Source organism: Streptomyces sp. RLA123 (assembly GCF_056270165.1).
The window spans coordinates 5,934,961-5,954,176 of record NZ_JBWDOR010000003.1; the positions used below are offsets into that span (position 1 = coordinate 5,934,961).

Sequence of the window (19,216 nt, forward strand, 5' to 3'; positions counted from 1 at the left end):
CAACCGATCCTCCCACGCCCGACCGACACTGCCGGTCCTCCGCCTTGTCGTGGCAGGATCGGAACCATGGCAGGCAAAGCACCCGCAGGCGACCCCGTTCAAGACGCACCCGAGGTCAGCGCCCCGCAGCACGCCGCTGCCGGGCTCCCGGCCGTCGGCCGTTCGCTGCGGATCGCGCAGCAGCAGATGGGCATGAGGCGTACCGCTCTCACCCTCCTCAAGGTCAACCAGAAGGACGGGTTCGACTGTCCCGGCTGCGCCTGGCCCGAGCCCGGGCAACGGCACACCGCGGAGTTCTGCGAGAACGGCGCCAAGGCCGTCGCGGAAGAGGCCACCTTGCGCCGGGTCACCCCGGACTTCTTCGCCGAGCACTCGGTCGGCGACCTCTCCGGCCGCAGCGGCTACTGGCTCGGCCAGCAGGGCCGGCTGACCCAGCCCATGTACCTGCCCGACGGCGCCGACCACTACGAGCCCGTCCCCTGGGAGCGGGCCTTCGAGATCGTCGCCGACGAGCTGACCGCCCTGGGCGGCCCCGACGAGGCCCTCTTCTACACCTCAGGCCGCACCAGCAACGAAGCCGCCTTCCTGTACCAGCTCTTCGCCCGCGAGTTCGGCACCAACAACCTGCCCGACTGCTCCAACATGTGCCACGAGTCCTCGGGCTCCGCCCTGGGGGAGACCATAGGCATCGGCAAGGGCAGCGTCCTGCTGGAGGACCTCTACCGCGCCGACCTGATCATCGTCGCCGGACAGAACCCCGGCACCAACCACCCCCGCATGCTCTCCGCCCTGGAGAAGGCGAAGGCCGGCGGCACCCGCATCGTCACGGTCAACCCGCTGCCCGAAGCCGGACTGCAGCGCTTCAAGAACCCGCAGACGCCCAAGGGACTGGCCGGCGGCGGCACCGCGCTGGCCGACCTCTTCCTGCAGATCCGCCTCGGCGGCGACCAGGCGCTGTTCCGCGCCCTGAACAAGGCCCTGCTGGAAGCCGAGGACGCCGGCGACAGGCCCGGCACCGTCCTGGACCGCGCCTTCATCGACGAGCACACCCACGCCTTCGAGGAGTTCGCGCGGGCCGCCCGTGCCACCGACGCCGCCGAGGTCGCCCGCGCCACCGGCCTGCCGCAGTCCGACATCGACGAACTGCTCGCCATGGTGCTCAACGCCAAGAGCGTCATCGTCTGCTGGGCCATGGGCCTGACCCAGCACAAGCACTCCGTGCCCACCATCAAGGAGGTCGTCAACTTCCTCCTCCTGCGCGGCAACATCGGCCGCCCCGGCGCCGGCGTGTGCCCCGTGCGCGGCCACAGCAACGTCCAGGGCGACCGCACCATGGGCATCTACGAGAAGCCCGCCCCCGCCTTCCTGGACGCCCTGGAGAAGGAGTTCGGCTTCGCCCCGCCCCGCGAGCACGGCCTGGACACCGTCGACTCCATCCGCGCACTGCGCGACGGGCGGGCCAAGGTCTTCTTCGCCATGGGCGGCAACTTCGTCGCCGCCTCACCCGACACGGACGTCACGGAAGCGGCCATGCGCCGCGCCCGCCTCACCGTCCACGTCTCCACCAAACTCAACCGCTCCCATGTCGTCACCGGCGCCCGCGCCCTGATCCTGCCCACCCTCGGCCGCACCGAGAAGGACCTCCAGGCGGCCGGCGAGCAGTTCGTCACCGTCGAGGACTCCATGGGCATGGTCCACGCCTCCCGCGGCGGCCTGCGGCCCGCGAGCCCGCAACTGCTGTCCGAACCCGCGATCATCTGCCGCCTGGCCCGCGCCGTCCTCCCGCACTCCGGCGTCGACTGGCAGGGCCTCGAAGGCGACTACGACCGCATCCGCGACCACATCTCCCGGGTGATCCCCGGCTTCGACGACTTCAACGCCAAGGTGCGCCGCCCCGGCGGCTTCACCCTGCCGCACGCCCCCCGCGACTCCCGCAGCTTCCCCACGGCCACCGGACGCGCCAACTTCTCCGCGGACGCCCTGGAGTACCCGCACGTCCCCGAAGGCCGGCTGCTGCTGCAGACACTGCGTTCGCACGACCAGTACAACACCACCATCTACGGCCTCGACGACCGCTACCGCGGCATCAAGGGCGGCCGCCGCGTGGTCCTGGTCCACCCCGAGGACGCCGCCGCCCACGGCCTCGCCGACGGCGCCTACGCCGACCTCGTCGGCGAATGGACCGACGGCAGCGAACGCCGCGCCGAGGGCTTCCGCGTCGTGCACTACCCGACGCCCCGCGGCTGCGCCGCGGCCTACTACCCCGAGACCAACGTCCTGGTGCCGCTGGACCACACCGCCGACACCAGCAACACCCCCGCGTCCAAGTCGGTCGTGATCCGGCTGGAGCCGACCACCCCGCCCGGCGCCCCGCACTGACCGTCGGGTAGAAAACGGGCCAGTACACCGAACGACGACGATCGGAGCCACCGTCCATGTCCGAGCAGACCTCCACGAGCCTTCTCCCGCCCGAGGTCATCGAGCAGTACGCCGATCTCGGCGTCGACCTGGTGGCGCTCTTCTCCGCCGGCAGCCTGGGGAACCGTATGGGCATCGAGATCATCGAGGCCTCCGCGGAGCGTGTCGTCGGCACCATGCCGGTGGAGGGCAACACCCAGCCCTACGGCCTGCTGCACGGCGGCGCCTCCGCCGTCCTGGCCGAGACCATCGGCTCCGTCGGCGCCATGCTGCACGGCGGCCCCGGCAAGGTCGCCGTCGGCGTCGACCTCAACTGCACCCACCACCGCGGCCTGCGCTCCGGCGTCGTCACCGGTGTCGCCACCCCCGTCCACCAGGGCCGGTCCTCCGCCACCTACGAGATCGTGATCAGCGACGAGCAGAACCGCCGCGTCTGCTCGGCGCGCCTCACCTGCGCCCTGCGCCCGGCCACGCCCGCCGCCGCGGGCGGCACCCCCGCCTGACACGGAAAACCGCCCCCGGAACACTCCGGGGGCGGTTCTCGTGCACCAGGGGGCCGGTCGCCGCTACGCGGCGCCCTCGCCCAGGTACGCCGCCCGCACCCGCGGGTCGGACAGCAGACGCGACGCCTCGTCCTCCATGACGACCGCGCCGGTCTCCAGGACGTAACCGCGGTCGGCGAGCTGAAGCGCCTGCGCGGCGTTCTGCTCCACCAGCAGCACGGTCGTGCCCTGGTCGTTGATCTCCTTGATGATCTCGAAGATCTGCTGCACGATCAGCGGCGCCAGACCCATCGACGGCTCGTCGAGCAGCAGCAGGTTCGGCCGCCCCATCAGAGCGCGGCCGATGGCCAGCATCTGCTGCTCACCGCCGGACAGCGTGCCGGCCATCTGCGTACGCCGCTCCGCAAGACGCGGGAAAAGCGACAGCACCCGGTCCAGGTCGTCCTTGGGCACGCCCTTGAAGCGGTACGCGCCCATCTCCAGGTTCTCCAGCACGGTCATCACCGGGAAGACCCGGCGGCCCTCCGGGGAGTGCCCGATGCCGAGCTCGACCACCTTGTGCGACGGAACTCCGTCGATGCGGGCGCCACCCAGCCGCACCTCGCCATGGCGCGGTTGGAGCAGACCGGAAATCGTGCGCAAGGTGGTGGTCTTGCCGGCGCCGTTGGCACCGAGCAGCGCCACGATCTCGCCCTGGCGAACCGTCACATTGATGCCCTTGAGCGCCTGGATCGCGCCGTAGAACACCTGCAGATCGACCAGCTCCAGCATCGCCGGGGTGGCCTCGGCGACGGAAGCTCCCGACGCCTTCTCGACGTTGGCGGCCTCGGTCATCGGCCCTCCTCCTCGGACTCGCGCGGTGCGGGGACCTCCGGGGTCGCGGGCGCGGCAGCAGCGTCGGCCTCGACCAGCTCCGCGACGGCCTCCACGGCCTCCTCGTCGGCCGACCCCAGGTACGCCTCGATCACCGCGGGATCACGCTGTACCTCCTCGGGCAGCCCCTCGGCGATCACCTTGCCGAAGTTGAGCACCATGACACGGTCCGCGACCGACATCACGAGCTTCATGTCGTGCTCGATCAGCAGCACACTGACGCCCAGGTCCTGGTTGATCCGGCGGATCAGCTGCTCCAGCTCCAGCTTCTCCGTCGGGTTCGTCCCGGCGGCCGGCTCGTCCAGCAGCAGCACCTTCGGGTCGGTCGCCAGCGCCCGCGCGATCTCCAGGCGCCGCTGGTCGCCGTAGGACAGGCTCGCGGCCAGCTCATTGTGCTTGCCCGCCAGACCCACGTACGACAGCAGCTCCTGGGACCGCAGGTCGCTGGCCTTCTCGTCACGGCGCGCCCACGGCATGCCCAGCATGATCGAGATCGCTCCCGACTTCTGCCGCGACTCCGCCGCGATCTTGACGTTCTCCAGCGCCGTCAGCGCGCTGAACAGCCGGATGTTCTGGTAGGTACGGGCCACGCCGTACCGGTTCACCAGGTACGGCTTCGCACCGAGCAGTTTGCGCTCCGTGCCGCCCTCCTGGTGGTAGGCGATCGTGCCCTCCTGCGGGACGTACACGCCCGTCAGGGAGTTGAACAGCGAGGTCTTGCCCGCACCGTTCGGGCCGATCACCGCGAGGATCTCCCCGCGGCGCATCGTCAGGTTCACCTCGGAGAGGCTGGTGAGACCACCGAACCGCAGCGTCACACCGCGGGCCTCCAGCACCGTGTCACCGGTCTGCGCGGGCTGCACGCCCGCTTCCGTCACTGCGCTCATTTCTGCACGCCTCCCGTCGGCTCGCTCATGGCGTCGGCGTCACCGATGCCCGCCTCCGCCATGTGCAGCTCGCGCTGCCTGCGGCGGGAGGGGATCACGCCCTGCGGACGGAAGATCATCATGATGACGAGCAGCCCGCCCAGGTAGATGAAGCGGTCCGCCGGGGGCACGTAGTCCTTGAGCGCGTTCGGCAGCCACACCAGCAGCGCCGCGCCGAAGAGCACGCCCGCGATCGAGCCCATGCCGCCGAACACCACGTAGGCCAGCGCGAGGACCGACCACACAATGGTGAAGTTCTCCGGGTTGATGAAGCCGACCTTGCTGGCGTAGACGACACCCGCCAGGCCCGAGGTCGACGCGCCGATCGCGAACGCCAGCAGCTTGTACCGGACCGTGTTGATGCCGGTCGCCGCCGCCGCCACCTCGTCCTCGCGGATCGCCGTCCAGGTGCGGCCGACGCGCGAGTGCTCCAGGCGGGTGTACAGGAAGACCAGGACCGCCAGGAAGAACAGGAGCAGGTACCAGTACGGCAGCGGGTCGAAGGTGTGCCACACATAGTTGATCGGGCCGATGTGGATCTCGGGGCTCGGGATGCCGAAGGCACCGCGCGTACCGCCGGTGAACCCGTCGGAGTTCTTCGCGACCAGATACACGATCTCGTGGAAGCCCAGGGTCACGATCGCCAGGTAGTCACCGCGCAGCCGCAGCGTCGGGCCGCCCAGCAGCACACCCGCGATCAGGCAGGTGGCGATCGCGAACGGGATCGACTCCAGGGAGCTCAGCGTGAACGGCGGCTTCACCGGCATGTGGCCGGTCCAGTAGGCGCACGAGTACGCGCCGATCGCGTAGAAAGCGATGAAACCCAGGTCCAGCAGACCGGCCCAGCCGACCACCACGTTCAGGCCGACCGCGATGATCATGTAGATGCCCATCTGGCTGACCAGGATCTCTTGCCACTCCACGCTGGCGTTGGCCGGAACCACGATCGCCACGACCAGCAGGACCGCCAACGAGGCCAGTTTCAGCCAGCGGTTGGACGCGTAGGCCTGCTTCGCCGGGGCCGTCACCACCGTGACGCGCGCCGTCGCCCTGCGGGCCGCCTCGCGGGCCGGCGAACCGAACTCCGCGATGGCCCAGACGGCGGCCAGGATCGCCAGACAGACCCACAGCCGCACCGACGCGAACGTGGTGGTGAACGCGGACAGTTTGTCCGCCGGGTTGCCGTCCTCGCCCGTCATCAGCGCGAGGACGAACCCCAGCACCAGCATGCCGAACAGCCGTACCCAGCGCGGTTCCTGATACCACGCACGGCGGCGCAGCTTCGCCACGTCCACCGTGAAGGACTTGGTAGCGGTCGTGTTGCTCATGCCGACCTCCCCAGCCGCTCGCCCATGATGCCCGAGGGGCGGAACATCAGGACGAGGATCAGGACCACAAACGCGGTCACGTCGACCCACTCGGTACCGAAGACCGGCGAGCTCAGGTTCTCGACGATGCCCAGCAGGAGACCGCCCAGCATCGCGCCGCGGATGTTGCCGATACCGCCCAGCACTGCCGCCGCGAACGCCTTGATACCCGGCAGGAAGCCCACCGTGAACCAGACCTGGCCCGAGATGCCGAAGCCGTACAGGAACCCGGCCGCGCCGCCGAGCAGACCGCCGATGATGAAAGTACGTGAGATGATCTTGTCGATGTCGACGCCCATCAGACCGGCCGTCTCCGCGTCCTGCGCGACGGCACGGATACCGGCGCCCATTTTCGTGCGGTTGACCACCAGGTCCAGGCCGATCATCATCGCCACCGCGGAGCCGATGATGATCAGCTGAGTGATCTTCACCGGGGTGCCGAAGACGCTGAAGACCTCACCATTGGTGTACAGCTCCGGCATCGGCACGGGGTTGCGGCCCCACAGCTTGCCCGCCAGGTTGTACAGGAAAAACGATGCGCCAATGGCGCTGATCAGGAAGACCAGCTTCGGCGCATTGCGCTTGCGCAGCGGCTTGTAGGCGGCCTTCTCCAGGCCGAACGCCGTCAGCGCGCCGATCAGGGCGCCGGCGATCATGCCGACGATCACCCAGACCACTGAGGTGAAACCGTGCGGGTCCTGGGGAGCGAGCCCGGAAAGCACGACGAGCGAACCGAAGCCGCCCATCATGAAGACCTCGCTGTGGGCGAAGTTGATGAGCTGGAGCACACCGTAGACCAACGTGTACCCGATGGCGATGACGGCGTACATAGAACCCGTCGTCAGCCCTGGGATGAAGTAATCCCAGAAGTTGTGGAAGAGATTCATCGTGCGTGGGAGTCCTTGCTGAAGCCGGTGAAGGGCGGCGAAATCGCGTCCGACACGGCGATGGGGGGCGCGGGGCGACGGCCGGAGCCGCGTCCCACGCCCCCCACCTCAGGTGCCGGAAGCCGGGTCAGCCGTTGCTGAGGGTGGCCACGTCACCCAGGTAACCGATCTTGCCGTCGGTCACCTGGTACAGGTACACGTTCTTGGTCTTGAGCTCGCCCTTGTCGTCGAAGGCGAAGTCCTTGGTCAGACCCTTGTAGTCCACGACCTTGAGCGCCGCGAGCAGCTTGTCGCGGGTGACGTCCTTACCCAGCTTCTTCATCTCGGAGATGATCAGGTTCGCGATGTCGTACGACTCGGCCGAGTAGGTGCCGGGAGGCGTGCTGAACTTCTTGCTGTACGCGTCGGTGAACGCCTTGGTGGCGGTGTTCTTCGTCGCGTCGGTGCACGGGCAGGTCAGGAACCACTTGTCCGACGCCGCGCCCGCCAGCTCCACGAACTTCGCGTCGTTGGAACCGTCACCGGAGATGCCGATGCCCTTGAATCCGCCGTCGACCAGCTTCTTGGCGAACGGCGCCAGGTCCGCGTAGTAACCCGCGTAGATCAGCGCGTCCGCCTTGGAGTTGACGACCTTGGTCGCGGCGGTCGTGTAGTCCGGGGTCTTCGCCGGGACGCTGTCGGTGACGACCTCGACACCCGCGTCCTTCAAGGACTTGATCGCGACCTCGGCCAGGCCGACGCCGTACTCGCTCTTGTCGTCGATGACGAAGACCTTCTTGGCCTTCTCCTTCTTCGACAGGTACTCCGCCATGCCGGCGCCCTGCTCGTTGTCGTTCGGCGCACCGCGCAGGAACGACGTGAAGCCCAGCGACGTCAGACCCGGGTTGGTCGCCGACGGCGTCACCGCGGCAAGCTGCGCCTGCGCGTACAGCTGGCCCGAGGCCTTGGTCGGACCCGAGAAGGCCGGACCGACGACCGCGACGACGCTGCTCTCGCCGATGAGCTTCTGGGCGGCCGCGGGGGCCTGGTCCGGAAGACCCTGGTCGTCGCCGTCCACGACCTTCAACGTGAAGGGCAGGTCGCCCTTGGCGTTGGCCTCTTCCACGGCCAGCTTCAGGCCGTTGTCCTCGTTGATACCCAGCGCGCTGTTGTCACCTGACAACGGACCCTGGAAGCCGATGGAGAACGTCGGCTTGCCACCATTGCTGCTGTCGTCCTTGCCGCCACCGCACGCGGTGAGCGCAAGAGCGCCAACGGCCACCGGAAGAGCAAACCTGACGAGCTTCTTGTTGAGCACTACGACCCCCTGGATCCGCCCATGTGATTACAGTCGGCGGGCCGTAGGCCCTCCGCATTGCGACCGCGTGTGTGCCACGCGGGTTGGCGGGAATGTAATCCGCTGATCAGGCGCACAGATAGGCCGATGGGAGAGATGTGATCGTACAGTGACCTCGGTCATGTGCCGGAAACAGAACGGTCCTTACCGGTAACCGGACGAGCCCAGGGGGAGAAGTGCGGCTGAATGCCCGAAATGGCGTCACTGTGCGGCAACTTGCCCGACACCTACCGGTCGTCGCCGCGACAGCCGCCCTCGCGGGCGCCCTGGCCGCCGTCCTCGTCGCCGCCGCATTATGGCCCGACACCCCCCGGCCGGCGCCCCAACACCCCCTGCGCCAATTGGAGATCGCCTTCGACGCCCCCGCCGTCCACCCGGGGAACCTCGAATTCCGCGCCATCGCACTGCGCTGCGGAATCGCCGTCATCGTCGGCACCCACGCCGAACACAGCGCCGAAGGCCGGCTCTGCCGCATCAGGATCGAGGTCACCGTCGACGACTCCGTCAGCGCCCACCTCGACAACGACAGCCAGCGGCTTGTCCTCGCCGACGGAACCCGCCACTCCATGGACTGGGAAGCCATGCAGATCAAGCGCCAGCCGCTCACCCTCGACATCGGCGCCCACGACAGCGCCCAGTACGACCTCTGGTTCGACATCCCCCAGGGCGCCGCCGTCGACCGCCTCGCCGTCACCAACGACAAAGGGATGCCCACGAAGGACATCCCCCTGCCGCGGCTCGACTGGCCGGACCACGCGGCCTGACGGCCGCCAAAGCTCCTACTGGGCGGCGTCGTCCACCTCGTCCAGCACCGCCTGGGCCACCGCCTGCATGGTCATCCGGCGGTCCATCGACGTCTTCTGGATCCACCGGAACGCCGCCGGCTCACTCAGCCCGTACTTCGTCTGCAACACGCTCTTCGCCCGGTCCACCAGCTTCCGGGTCTCCAGCCGCAGACTCAGATCCGCGACCTCCGCCTCCAGCGCCCGCAGCTCCGTGAACCGCGACACGGCCATCTCGATGGCCGGCACCACGTCGCTCTTGCTGAACGGCTTCACCAGATACGCCATCGCACCGGCGTCCCTGGCCCGCTCCACCAGCTCCCGCTGCGAGAACGCGGTCAGCATCAGCACCGGCGCGATCTTGTTCTTGGCGATCCGCTCGGCCGCCGAGATCCCGTCGAGCACCGGCATCTTCACATCCAGGATCACCAGATCCGGACGAAGCTCCTCGGCGAGGTTCACGGCCGTCTCACCGTCGCCGGCTTCCCCGACCACGGAGTAGCCCTCCTCTTCGAGCATCTCCTTGAGGTCGAGCCTGATCAGAGCCTCGTCCTCGGCGATCACCACGCGGGTGGTGTGCGGCGGTACGTGCGTGTGCTCGTCAACGGGCTCGGGCTCGGCGGCGCTCACGGGACTCCTCGTTCCAGGGCAGGTGCTGGGTATAGAGCCTACCTAGCTGCGGTATGTTTGAGGTGCGGAGGGTCTAGACTGGCCTTCGTTTCGAAAGGCCCCGGTAGCCCAACTGGCAGCAGGCAATGGATTCAAAACCCATACAGTGTCGGTTCGAATCCGACCCGGGGCACTCTGCCTTCGAATCCAAGGTTCACCGACCGTTGGCGATCTTCAGTGGTTGAGGTGAACAAGACTTCCAATGACGCCCGGCGGGTGGTCTTTCGCAGCAATGTCGGAACTGTGTAGGACCTCGCAGAACGCCGTCGGGTCATCGTCCTCGTCTCTCAGGGGCACAGCCTCAATGCCGTGAGCCGGATGACCGGAGTATCCCGATCCGCCATTCGCGACTGGCGTGTCCGCATCGAACCCGAACGCCCCGTTCCTGTCTGTACCGGCCGCGCTTCGGGCCCCGCCTACGCCTACCTGCTCGGCCTCTACCTCGGCGACGGCTGCATCAGCCCCCAGGCCCGGGGCGGCTATGCCCTACGCATCGCCTGCGGCGACGCATGGCCCGGCCTCATCGACGCCTGCGAGGAAACGATCCGGGCCGTGCGCCCCGGGAACTCCGTCTGCCGCGTCCGTGCTCAGGGCTGCACCATGGTCACGTCCTACAGCAACCACTGGCCGTGCCTGTTCCCGCAGCACGGCCCAGGGCAGGAAGCACGAACGGCCCATCGCGCTGGAACCGTGGCAGCAGGCCGTCGTCGGAGAGCATCCATGGGACTTCGTACGCGGGCTCATCCATTCGGACGGCAGCCGGGTCATCAACTGGACCACGCGGACGGTGGCCGGTGAGCCCAGGCGCTATGAGTACCCGCGGTACTTCTTCACCAACGTCTCCGACGACATCCGGCGCCTGTGCACCGACACCCTCGACGCGCTCGGTGTCGCTTGGAGGCAGGCCAACGCCTGCAACATCTCCGTCGCCCGCAAGGACTCCGTCGCGCTTCATGGACCGCTTCATCGGTCCGAAGTATTGAGCCGCGCCTTCGTGTGCCGCGTGGCGACCGCCGTCGCCGGGTCCTCCGGCCACGGGTGCTTCGGGTAGCGCCCGCGCAGTTCCGCGCGGACCGCGCGGTAGCCCTCGCGCCAGAAGGAGGCGAGGTCGGAGGTGACGGCGGCGGGGCGTCCCGCGGGGGACAGGAGGTGGACGACGACGGGGACGCGGCCGTCGGCGACGCGCGGGGTGGCGGTCCAGCCGAAGAGTTCCTGGACTTTGGCGGCGAGGACGGGGTGGTCGCCGTCGTACGAGACGCGGACGCGGGAGCCGGAGGGGATCTCGATGCGTTCCGGGGCGAGTTCCCCGAGCCGGGCGGCCTCGCCGCCGGCCCAGGGCAGGAGGCGTGGCAGGGCGGCGCCGGCGTTGATGCGGGTGAGGTCGGCGCGGCGGCGGGCGCGGGCGAGTTCGGGGGCGAGCCATTCGTCGGTGCGGTCGAGCAGGGCGTCGTCGGCCATGTCGGGCCAGGGGGCGCCGAGTTCGCGATGGAGGAAGGCCAGGCGTTGCCGGAGGGCGGTGGCGTCGCGTGACCAGGACAGCAGGCCGAGGCCTTCGCGGCGCAGGCCGTCGAGGAGGGCGGCGTGCAGGAGTGCGCGGTCGGGGTTGGCCAGGGGCCGGGTGCCGAGTTCGATGGCTCCGAGGCGGACGGCGTGGTGTGCGGTGATGTCGCCGTCGGTCCAGGAGACCTCGTCGTGGGCGGTGAAAAGGGGCGCGGCGGCGGTGCGGGCGGTGTCCTCGTCGATGACGGTGGCGAGGCGGACGCGGGCGGAGGGTGCGCCGGCGGGGCGGTCGGCCACGGCGATGGCGAGCCATTCGGGGGTGCCGAGGCGGGTGCCGGCGGTGATGTCGGCGGCGGTGCCGGAGGCCATGAGGTAGCTGCCGGCGGCGCGGCGGCGTGCGACGCGTTCGGGGAAGGCCAGGGCGGTGACGAGGCCGGCGGCGGTGTCGTCGGTGTGGGTGCCCGCGGGGTGGTCGGGGGCGGCTGCGGCGAGGCGGCGGGTTTCGGCGCGCCAGCGTGCGGCGTAGGCGTCGTGGGCCTGGCGGGCGGTGCGCCAGGCGCTGGTGAGGTCGTCGCCGTAGTCGCGTGGGGGTTCTTCGGCGATGAGGGCGACGATGTCGGCGGCGCGCCGGGTGCCGACGCGGGGGGCGCCGTCGAGGAGGGCGCGGGCGAGGCGGGGGTGGAGGCCGACGCGGGCCATGCGGGTGCCGCGGTCGGTGGGCCGGCCGTCGGGGCGGGTGGCGCCGATGGCGGTGAGGACGTCCCGTGCGGCTGCCAGGGCGCCCGCGGGGGGCGGGTCGAGGAGGGCGAGCCCGGTGGCGTCGGGGTCGCCCCAGGCGGCGGTCTGGAGGGCGAACTGGGTGAGGTCGGCGATGGCGATCTCGGGGGAGGGGTAGCGGGGGCGGCCGGCGTCGTCGGCCTGGTTCCAGCAGCGGTAGGCGTGGCCGGGGGCTTCGCGGCCGGCGCGGCCGAGGCGCTGGGTGGCGGTGGCGTGGGAGGCGCGGACGGTGGTGAGGGAGCCGAGGCCGCGGGCGTGGTCGGTGCGGGGTTCGCGGGCGAGTCCGGAGTCGACGACGATGCGGACGCCGGGGACGGTGAGGCTGGATTCGGCGACGGAGGTGGTGAGGACGACGCGCCGGCGGGTGCCGTCGCTGCCGCGCAGGACGCTTTCCTGCACGGCGGCGGGGGCTTGGCCGTGGAGCTGGAGTACGTCGGTGCCGGGGTTTTCGGGGCCGCCGGGGTTTTCGAGGTCGCCGAGGAGTCTGGCGACGCGGGCGATTTCGCCGGTGCCGGGCAGGAAGCACAGGACGTCGCCCTGGTGGTCGCGCAGGGCGGTTCGTACGGTGGCGGCGACGTGGTCGAGGAGGGCGGGGTCGACGCGCATGCCGTGCGGGGGCCGTGTGCCGTGCGGGGGCGGCGCGTAGGTGAGGTCCACGGGGTGGGTGCGGGCTTCGGCGCGGACCACGGGGGCGTCGTGGAGCAGCCGGGACCAGGCGTCGGCGTCGGTGGTGGCGGAGGCCGCGACGATGCGCAGGTCGGGGCGGAGCGTGGCGCGGATGTCGAGCAGGAAGGCCATGGCGGTGTCGGCGTCGAGGTGCCGTTCGTGGCACTCGTCGAGCAGGACGGTGTCGGTGCCGGGGAGTTCCTGGTCGCGCTGGAGGCGTTGCAGCAGGACGCCGGTGGTGACGACCTCCACGAGGGTGGCGGGGGAGACTTTGCGTTCGCCCCGGACGGTGAATCCGACGCGGGCTCCGGGTTCTTCGCCGAGCAGCCAGGCCATGCGCCGTGCGGCGGCTTTGGCGGCCATGCGGCGTGGTTCGGCGACGACGACGCGGCGGGTGGGCCCGCCTGCGGTGAGGCCCGCGAGGGCGAGTGGTACGAGGGTGGTCTTTCCGGTGCCGGGGGGTGCGGCGAGGACGGCGCAGCCGTGGGTGTCGAGTGCGTCGCGCAGTGCGGGCAGTGCGGTGCGGACCGGGAGGGCCGCGAGGGCTTCTTGGCGGTGGCCGGGGGGTGTGGTGGTCATGCGGCGGTGCAGACGAAGATCGCCGTGCCGGGGATGAGCCTGCCGCGCAGTGGTGACCAGCCGCCCCATGCCTCGGTGTTCCATGCGGGCCACTCGGGTTCGACGAGGTCGGTGAGGACGAAGCCGGCGGCGGTCAGTTCGCGGATGCGGTCGCCGAGGGTGCGGTGGTGTTCGACGTAGACGGCGTGTCCGTGCTCGTCCTGTTCGACGTAGGGGGTGCGGTCGAAGTAGGACGCGGAGGCGGTGAGGCCCTCGGGGCCGGGTTCGTCGGGGAAGGCCCAGCGGACGGGGTGGGTCACGGAGAAGATCCAGCGTCCGCCGGGGCGCAGGACGCGCCGTACTTCGCTCATGACGCGGGCGGTGTCGGCGATGAAGGGCAGCGCGCCGTAGGCGGAGCAGGCGAGGTCGAAGGCGGCGTCGGCGAAGGGCAGGGCGCTCGCGTCGGCCTGTACGAGGGGGAACGGGCTGTGGCCGTCGTCGATGCGGCGGGCGTGCTGGAGCTGGCGGTGGGAGAGGTCGAGGGCGACGGGGCGGGCGCCCTGGGCGGCGAGCCAGCGGGAGCACTGGGCGGCGCCTGCGCCGATCTCGAGGACGGCGGTTCCGGCGAGCTGCGCGGCGGGGCCGAGGAGCCGGACGTCCTCCTCATTCAGCCCTTCGGGTCCCCAGACGAATTCGGCGTCACCGAGGAACGTGCCGTGGTCGGTCTGGTAGTCGTCGGCGTTGCGGTCCCACCAGCCGCGGTTGGCGCGGCTGCTCTCCGTGTTGCCCGCGACACGGCGGGTGGCCTCGGCTTCTTCGGGGACTGGCTGGGGGGGCGGTGCTTGGATCATTGCGGTGGCCGTCGTACCCTCTGTGGTGACCTGTGGCTGTGGTGCCGCCGCAGCACGTGATGTGCCAGTGCCCGGTACGGGGTGTTCTGCCCGTGGTGTGCTCTTCGCGCATTGACCGTGCCCGGCTGCCCCCGTATGCTACAAGTTGCGCTGCGAGCCTGCGCGCCTCGGACGGAGCAGGCTGCGCTCACATCTGTTGTAGACCTGCCGGCCTTGTGGGCTGTCCGGAATCGCAGGAGTGAAACGGGCTTACGGCGTAGCAGTACCTACGACTTCATGTCCGTACCGGAGCCCTTTTCCTAATGACGAGCAGCACCGAGGCCCAGGCCCCTCGCACCACCCCGCAGGTGGCGATCAACGATATCGGTAACGAGGAAGCCTTCCTCGCCGCGATCGATGAGACGATCAAGTACTTCAACGACGGCGACATCGTCGACGGCGTCATCGTGAAGGTCGACCGGGACGAGGTTCTCCTCGACATCGGTTACAAGACCGAGGGCGTCATCCCCTCCCGCGAGCTTTCGATCAAGCACGACGTCGACCCCAACGAGGTCGTCGCCGTGGGCGATGAGATCGAGGCTCTTGTTCTCCAGAAGGAGGACAAGGAAGGCCGTCTCATCCTGTCCAAGAAGCGGGCTCAGTACGAGCGCGCCTGGGGCACGATCGAGAAGATCAAGGAAGAGGACGGGATCGTCACCGGTACCGTCATCGAGGTCGTCAAGGGTGGTCTCATCCTCGACATCGGCCTTCGCGGCTTCCTCCCCGCCTCCCTGGTCGAGATGCGTCGTGTCCGCGACCTCCAGCCGTACGTCGGCAAGGAGCTCGAGGCCAAGATCATCGAGCTGGACAAGAACCGCAACAACGTGGTCCTGTCCCGCCGCGCCTGGCTGGAGCAGACCCAGAGCGAGGTCCGTCAGACCTTCCTCACCACCCTGCAGAAGGGTCAGGTGCGCTCCGGCGTCGTCTCCTCCATCGTCAACTTCGGTGCCTTCGTGGACCTGGGTGGCGTGGACGGCCTCGTGCACGTCTCCGAGCTGTCCTGGAAGCACATCGACCACCCCTCCGAGGTCGTCGAGGTCGGCCAGGAGGTCACGGTCGAGGTCCTGGACGTCGACATGGACCGCGAGCGCGTCTCCCTGTCGCTGAAGGCGACCCAGGAAGACCCGTGGCAGCAGTTCGCCCGTACGCACCAGATCGGCCAGGTCGTCCCCGGCAAGGTCACCAAGCTGGTGCCGTTCGGTGCGTTCGTCCGGGTGGACGAGGGCATCGAGGGTCTGGTCCACATCTCCGAGCTGGCCGAGCGCCACGTGGAGATCCCGGAGCAGGTCGTCCAGGTCAACGACGAGATCTTCGTCAAGGTCATCGACATCGACCTCGAGCGCCGTCGCATCAGCCTCTCGCTGAAGCAGGCCAACGAGGCCTTCGGTGCCGACCCGGCGTCGATCGAGTTCGACCCGACCCTGTACGGCATGGCCGCGTCGTACGACGACCAGGGCAACTACATCTACCCCGAGGGCTTCGACCCCGAGGCCAACGACTGGCTCGAGGGCTACGAGACCCAGCGCGAGGCGTGGGAGCACCAGTACGCCGAGGCGCAGTCCCGCTTCGAGCAGCACCAGGCCCAGGTCATCAAGTCCCGCGAGGCCGACGCCGAGGCTGCGGCCGAGGCCGGCCAGGCCGCTCCGGCGGCCGGCCCCGCCGGTGGCTCGTACTCCTCGGAGTCCAGCGACACCTCGGGCGCGCTCGCGTCGGACGAGGCGCTCGCCGCGCTCCGCGAGAAGCTGGCCGGCGGCCAGAGCTGATCGCAGGGGCTCCGGCCCCGGGTACGACGGAACGGCCCGTTCCCCTCTGGGGGGCGGGTCGTTCCGCGTTCCGGGGTTCCGCCGTGGGAATGCGGGGGGTGCACCCTTCGTTGGACCAGAAGTTGATCAGAACGAAAGAAGGGTGCACGGTGCTGGATCCCCAGGGGCTGTACGCATACGAGCCGGGCGGGGCAGAGGCCGTCGACGAGGCGTTCGGCGAGACCGGGCCCGTGCTGCTGTACCACTTCGACGGGTACATCGACGCCGGGGAGACCGGCGCCCAGGTCGTCGAGGAGCTGCTGGAGCGCCAGGAGCACCAGGTGGTGGCGCGTTTCGACGCCGACCGGCTGGTGGACTACCGCGCCCGGCGCCCGATGATGACGTTCCAGCGCGATCACTGGACGGCTTACGACGCCCCGGAGATCGCCCTGCGCCTGGTGCGCGACAGTACGGGTGCCCCGTTCCTGCTGCTGTCGGGCCAGGAGCCCGATGTGGAGTGGGAGCGGTTCGCCGCTGCGGTCGTGGAGGTCGTGGAACGGCTCGGGGTGCGGCTGGCGTTCAACTTCCACGGCATCCCGATGGGTGTTCCGCACACCCGCCCGGTCGGGCTGACGCCGCACGGCAACCGGCTGGACCTGATGCCCGGTCACCGCAGCTGGTTCGACGAGGCGCAGGTGCCCGGCAGCGCGGAGTCGCTGATCGAGCTGCGGCTCGCGGAGTCCGGCCGTGACGTGCTGGGCATCGCCGCCCATGTGCCGCACTATCTGGCCCGGTCCGGCTACCCGGATTCGGCGCTGGCCGTGGTGGAGACGCTGACGGCGGCGACGGGGCTTGTGCTGCCGCAGGTGGCGCACGCGCTGCGGACCGAGGCGCACACCGTCCGGGTGGAGATCGACCGCCAGGTCGAGGAGGGCGACGCGGAGTTGCTGTCCGTCGTCCGCGGGCTGGAGAACCAGTACGACGCGCTGGCCGGGAGTCAGACGCGGGACAATCTGATCGCCGAGCCGGTGGATCTGCCGTCGGCGGACGATCTGGCGGCGGAGTTCGAGCGTTTCCTGGCCGACCGCGAGGACGACGGTTCCTGACCCGGATGTGCTGACCTGGGGTTCCTGACCCGGTCCTGCCCAGGCTGTCCTGATGCCGGCCCGGCTCGGGACCCGGCTCGTCCGGGGCGGAGGGCAGCGGTAGTCTCGCGCCATGGTCACTGTGGGGCTGACGGGTGGGATCGGGGCGGGCAAGAGCGAGGTCTCGCGGCTGCTGTCCTCGTACGGGGCGGTACTGATCGACGCCGATCGCATCGCGCGGGAGGTCGTTGAGCCGGGTACCCCCGGCCTGGCGGCGGTCGTCGCCGAGTTCGGCGAGGGTGTGCTGAGCGCCGACGGAAGCCTGGACCGGCCCGGGCTCGGTGCCATCGTCTTCTCCGATCCCGAGCGGCTGAGCGCGCTCAACGCGATCGTGCACCCTCTGGTCCGGGAGCGTTCCGCCGCACTGGAGGCGGGTGCCGGGCCCGATGCGGTCGTGGTGAACGACGTGCCCCTGCTCGCGGAGAACAAGTTGGCCCCGCTGTACGACGTGGTCGTGGTCGTGGACGCCGCCCCGGACACGCAGCTGGACCGGCTGGTGCGGCTGCGCGGCATGACCGAGGACGAGGCGCGGGCGCGTATGGCGGCCCAGGCGGACCGCGAGGAGCGGCTGGCGATCGCCGATGTGGTGATCGACAACGACGGCCCGCTGGAGGCGCTGGAGCCTCAGGTCCGGGAGCTCTGGGCGCAGTTGCGTCAAGATATCGTCAAGAGCTGATCCGGCACCCCCTTCACCGGCGTCCGAGGAGCAGTAGCTTCGCTGCACCTGTGGACAGAGGGGGATGGGATGGAAGGCGTTTCGGCCGTGCTCGCGGTGGCTGCCGTGGTGCTGGTCCTGGTGGGTCTCAAGAGCGGTTTTCGAGTGATCAAGGAGTACGAGCGCGGTGTGGTCTACCGCCTCGGGCGGGTACGGGCGGCGGCCAAGCAGCCGGGGCCGCGGATGCTCGTGCCGTTCGTGGACCGCATGACCAAGGTCAACATGCAGGTGGTCACCATGCCGGTGCCCTCGCAGGAGGGCATCACCCGGGACAACGTCTCGGTGCGGGTGGACGCGGTGCTGTACTTCCGGGTCGTCGACCCGATCAAGGCCACGGTGCACGTGCAGAACTACCAGTTCGCCATGTTGCAGGTCGCGCAGACCTCGCTGCGTTCGGTGATCGGCAAGAGCGAGCTTGACGACCTGCTGTCGGGTCGCGAGGCGATCCACGAGGGCTTGGAGCTGCTGCTGGCCACCCCCGCCGTCGAGTGGGGCATCCACATCGACCGGGTGGAGATCAAGGACGTGGCCCTGCCCGAGTCGATGAAGCGGTCCATGGCCCGGCAGGCCGAGGCCGACCGGGAACGGCGGGCCCGCATCATCACCGCCGACGGTGAACTGCAGGCCTCGGAGAAGCTCGCCCAGGCGGCCCTGGCGATGGACCAGACGCCGGCCGCGATGCAGCTGCGTCTGCTGCAGACCGTCGTCGAGGTGGCGGCGGAGAAGAACTCCACGCTGGTCATGCCGTTCCCCGTGGAGATGCTGCGGTTCTTCGAGCGCGCTTCGGGCGCGGACAGGCCGGGGCCGCAGGAGCCTCAGGCGGCCGCCGCGGCCCTGCCGCCGGCCCCGGCCGCCTCGCCTGCCTCGTCTGCGGAGGCTGTCGCGGCCGTCGAGGCCGGCGGCGTCACCCCGGCGGCACTGGAGGTGCCGCAGGGAGGGGCGAAGCCCGCGGCGCTGGAGGAGGGGCGGCCGGTCGCCGAGGAGGTGTGACGTCCGCCGGGGGTCGTGCCCGATCCTGTGGGGAATGCATATGCGAGTGGTGATGTTGGGTAGTTGTGACCCATTGAATGCCCGGGGAAGGAGGCGGCTGTGCCCGAGCAGAGCCCCGAGAACCACGTGATCGACTTCCGCGCGGCGGAGCAGCTCCTCGAGGCGCGGGATGCGCGTGGGGCGGTCAAGCTGCTGGACTCGGTCATCGCCGTACATCCGGAGAACACCGCTGCCCGTCTGCTGAGGGCGCGGGCGTTCTTCCTGTCCGCGCAGCTGCGTCCGGCCGAGCTGGAGTTCCAGGTCGTCCTGGAGCGCGAACCGGACAACGCCTTCGCCCACTTCGCGCTCGGCCGCACCCTGGAGCGGGCGGGCCGCGACGGAGAGGCACGGCGGCATTTCCGGCTCGCCGCGGCGCTCGACCCCAAGCCGGACTATCTGCAGGCCGCCCGGTTCCCCGACTCCGCCTGAGCGG

Annotated in this window: 16 protein-coding genes, 1 tRNA gene and 1 pseudogene; 10 read left to right on the forward strand and 8 right to left on the reverse strand. The window is 69.9% G+C overall.

The annotated features are described in order from the left end of the window. The first annotated feature begins 66 nt into the window (after positions 1 to 66). Both RV983_RS27070 and RV983_RS27075 read left to right on the forward strand, forming a co-directional pair. Positions 67 to 2,379 carry an FdhF/YdeP family oxidoreductase gene (locus tag RV983_RS27070; RefSeq protein WP_475988328.1) on the forward strand — a complete coding sequence of 771 codons (2,313 nt, stop codon included), beginning with the start codon at positions 67 to 69 and terminating at the stop codon, positions 2,377 to 2,379. A 56-nt stretch (positions 2,380 to 2,435) separates the two neighbouring features. Next, positions 2,436 to 2,921 carry a PaaI family thioesterase gene (locus tag RV983_RS27075; protein WP_475988329.1) on the forward strand — a complete coding sequence of 162 codons (486 nt, stop codon included), beginning with the start codon at positions 2,436 to 2,438 and terminating at the stop codon, positions 2,919 to 2,921. Between the two features lie 63 nt (positions 2,922 to 2,984). Here the strand turns inward: RV983_RS27075 and RV983_RS27080 are convergent, their stop codons facing one another. From RV983_RS27080 to RV983_RS27100, 5 genes are all read right to left on the reverse strand, one after another. Then, positions 2,985 to 3,755 carry an ABC transporter ATP-binding protein gene (locus RV983_RS27080; RefSeq protein ID WP_475988330.1) on the reverse strand — a complete coding sequence of 257 codons (771 nt, stop codon included), beginning with the start codon at positions 3,753 to 3,755 and terminating at the stop codon, positions 2,985 to 2,987. Continuing rightward, on the reverse strand, positions 3,752 to 4,681 hold the full coding sequence (locus RV983_RS27085; protein ID WP_475988331.1) for an ABC transporter ATP-binding protein: 930 nt from the start codon (positions 4,679 to 4,681) through the stop codon (positions 3,752 to 3,754). Before RV983_RS27085 ends, RV983_RS27080 begins: the two co-directional genes overlap by 4 nt. Further along, on the reverse strand, positions 4,678 to 6,048 hold the full coding sequence (locus RV983_RS27090) for a branched-chain amino acid ABC transporter permease (RefSeq protein WP_475988332.1): 1,371 nt from the start codon (positions 6,046 to 6,048) through the stop codon (positions 4,678 to 4,680). Before RV983_RS27090 ends, RV983_RS27085 begins: the two co-directional genes overlap by 4 nt. Beyond that, positions 6,045 to 6,974, reverse strand: coding sequence for a branched-chain amino acid ABC transporter permease (locus RV983_RS27095; RefSeq protein WP_475988333.1), 930 nt, complete (start codon positions 6,972 to 6,974; stop codon positions 6,045 to 6,047). Before RV983_RS27095 ends, RV983_RS27090 begins: the two co-directional genes overlap by 4 nt. Positions 6,975 to 7,101: 127 nt before the next feature. Next, complete coding sequence (locus tag RV983_RS27100) at positions 7,102 to 8,235, reverse strand: branched-chain amino acid ABC transporter substrate-binding protein (RefSeq protein ID WP_475988334.1); 1,134 nt, start codon at positions 8,233 to 8,235, stop codon at positions 7,102 to 7,104. Between the two features lie 281 nt (positions 8,236 to 8,516). Here RV983_RS27100 and RV983_RS27105 point away from each other — a divergent pair, with 281 nt between their 5' ends. Next, positions 8,517 to 9,074, forward strand: coding sequence for a hypothetical protein (locus RV983_RS27105; RefSeq protein WP_475988335.1), 558 nt, complete (start codon positions 8,517 to 8,519; stop codon positions 9,072 to 9,074). Positions 9,075 to 9,089: 15 nt separating this feature from the next. Here the strand turns inward: RV983_RS27105 and RV983_RS27110 are convergent, their stop codons facing one another. Next, positions 9,090 to 9,722, reverse strand: a complete 633-nt coding sequence (locus RV983_RS27110; RefSeq protein WP_475988336.1) for an ANTAR domain-containing response regulator — start codon at positions 9,720 to 9,722, stop codon at positions 9,090 to 9,092. A 97-nt stretch (positions 9,723 to 9,819) separates the two neighbouring features. On the opposite strand from RV983_RS27110, the gene RV983_RS27115 reads away from it, so the two are divergent. Together RV983_RS27115 and RV983_RS27120 are read left to right on the forward strand one after the other, a co-directional pair. Beyond that, positions 9,820 to 9,894: transfer RNA gene (locus tag RV983_RS27115), tRNA-Leu, on the forward strand. A gap of 140 nt (positions 9,895 to 10,034) precedes the next feature. Beyond that, positions 10,035 to 10,744, forward strand: a pseudogene (locus tag RV983_RS27120) (helix-turn-helix domain-containing protein). Here RV983_RS27120 and hrpB read toward each other — a convergent pair. Both hrpB and RV983_RS27130 read right to left on the reverse strand, forming a co-directional pair. After that, positions 10,725 to 13,283: an ATP-dependent helicase HrpB gene (gene hrpB, locus RV983_RS27125; RefSeq protein WP_475988337.1), complete on the reverse strand. Its 2,559-nt coding sequence runs from the start codon at positions 13,281 to 13,283 to the stop codon at positions 10,725 to 10,727. The pseudogene RV983_RS27120 and the gene hrpB overlap by 20 nt on opposite strands. Further along, positions 13,280 to 14,113 carry a class I SAM-dependent methyltransferase gene (locus tag RV983_RS27130; protein ID WP_475988338.1) on the reverse strand — a complete coding sequence of 278 codons (834 nt, stop codon included), beginning with the start codon at positions 14,111 to 14,113 and terminating at the stop codon, positions 13,280 to 13,282. Before RV983_RS27130 ends, hrpB begins: the two co-directional genes overlap by 4 nt. Positions 14,114 to 14,415: 302 nt before the next feature. Here RV983_RS27130 and rpsA point away from each other — a divergent pair, with 302 nt between their 5' ends. From rpsA to RV983_RS27155, 5 genes are all read left to right on the forward strand, one after another. Next, entirely contained in the window at positions 14,416 to 15,915 is a 1,500-nt protein-coding gene (rpsA, locus tag RV983_RS27135) for a 30S ribosomal protein S1 (protein ID WP_475988339.1), read from the forward strand. A 149-nt stretch (positions 15,916 to 16,064) separates the two neighbouring features. After that, positions 16,065 to 17,000, forward strand: coding sequence for a PAC2 family protein (locus RV983_RS27140; RefSeq protein WP_475988340.1), 936 nt, complete (start codon positions 16,065 to 16,067; stop codon positions 16,998 to 17,000). A 112-nt stretch (positions 17,001 to 17,112) separates the two neighbouring features. Beyond that, the gene (gene coaE, locus RV983_RS27145; RefSeq protein WP_475988341.1) at positions 17,113 to 17,715 is read left to right on the forward strand and encodes a dephospho-CoA kinase; all 603 of its coding nucleotides are present in this window, start codon (positions 17,113 to 17,115) and stop codon (positions 17,713 to 17,715) included. Positions 17,716 to 17,784: 69 nt separating this feature from the next. Continuing rightward, positions 17,785 to 18,744, forward strand: coding sequence for a slipin family protein (locus RV983_RS27150; RefSeq protein WP_475988342.1), 960 nt, complete (start codon positions 17,785 to 17,787; stop codon positions 18,742 to 18,744). A gap of 99 nt (positions 18,745 to 18,843) precedes the next feature. Further along, entirely contained in the window at positions 18,844 to 19,212 is a 369-nt protein-coding gene (locus tag RV983_RS27155; protein WP_475988343.1) for a tetratricopeptide repeat protein, read from the forward strand. The last annotated feature ends 4 nt before the right edge of the window (positions 19,213 to 19,216 follow it).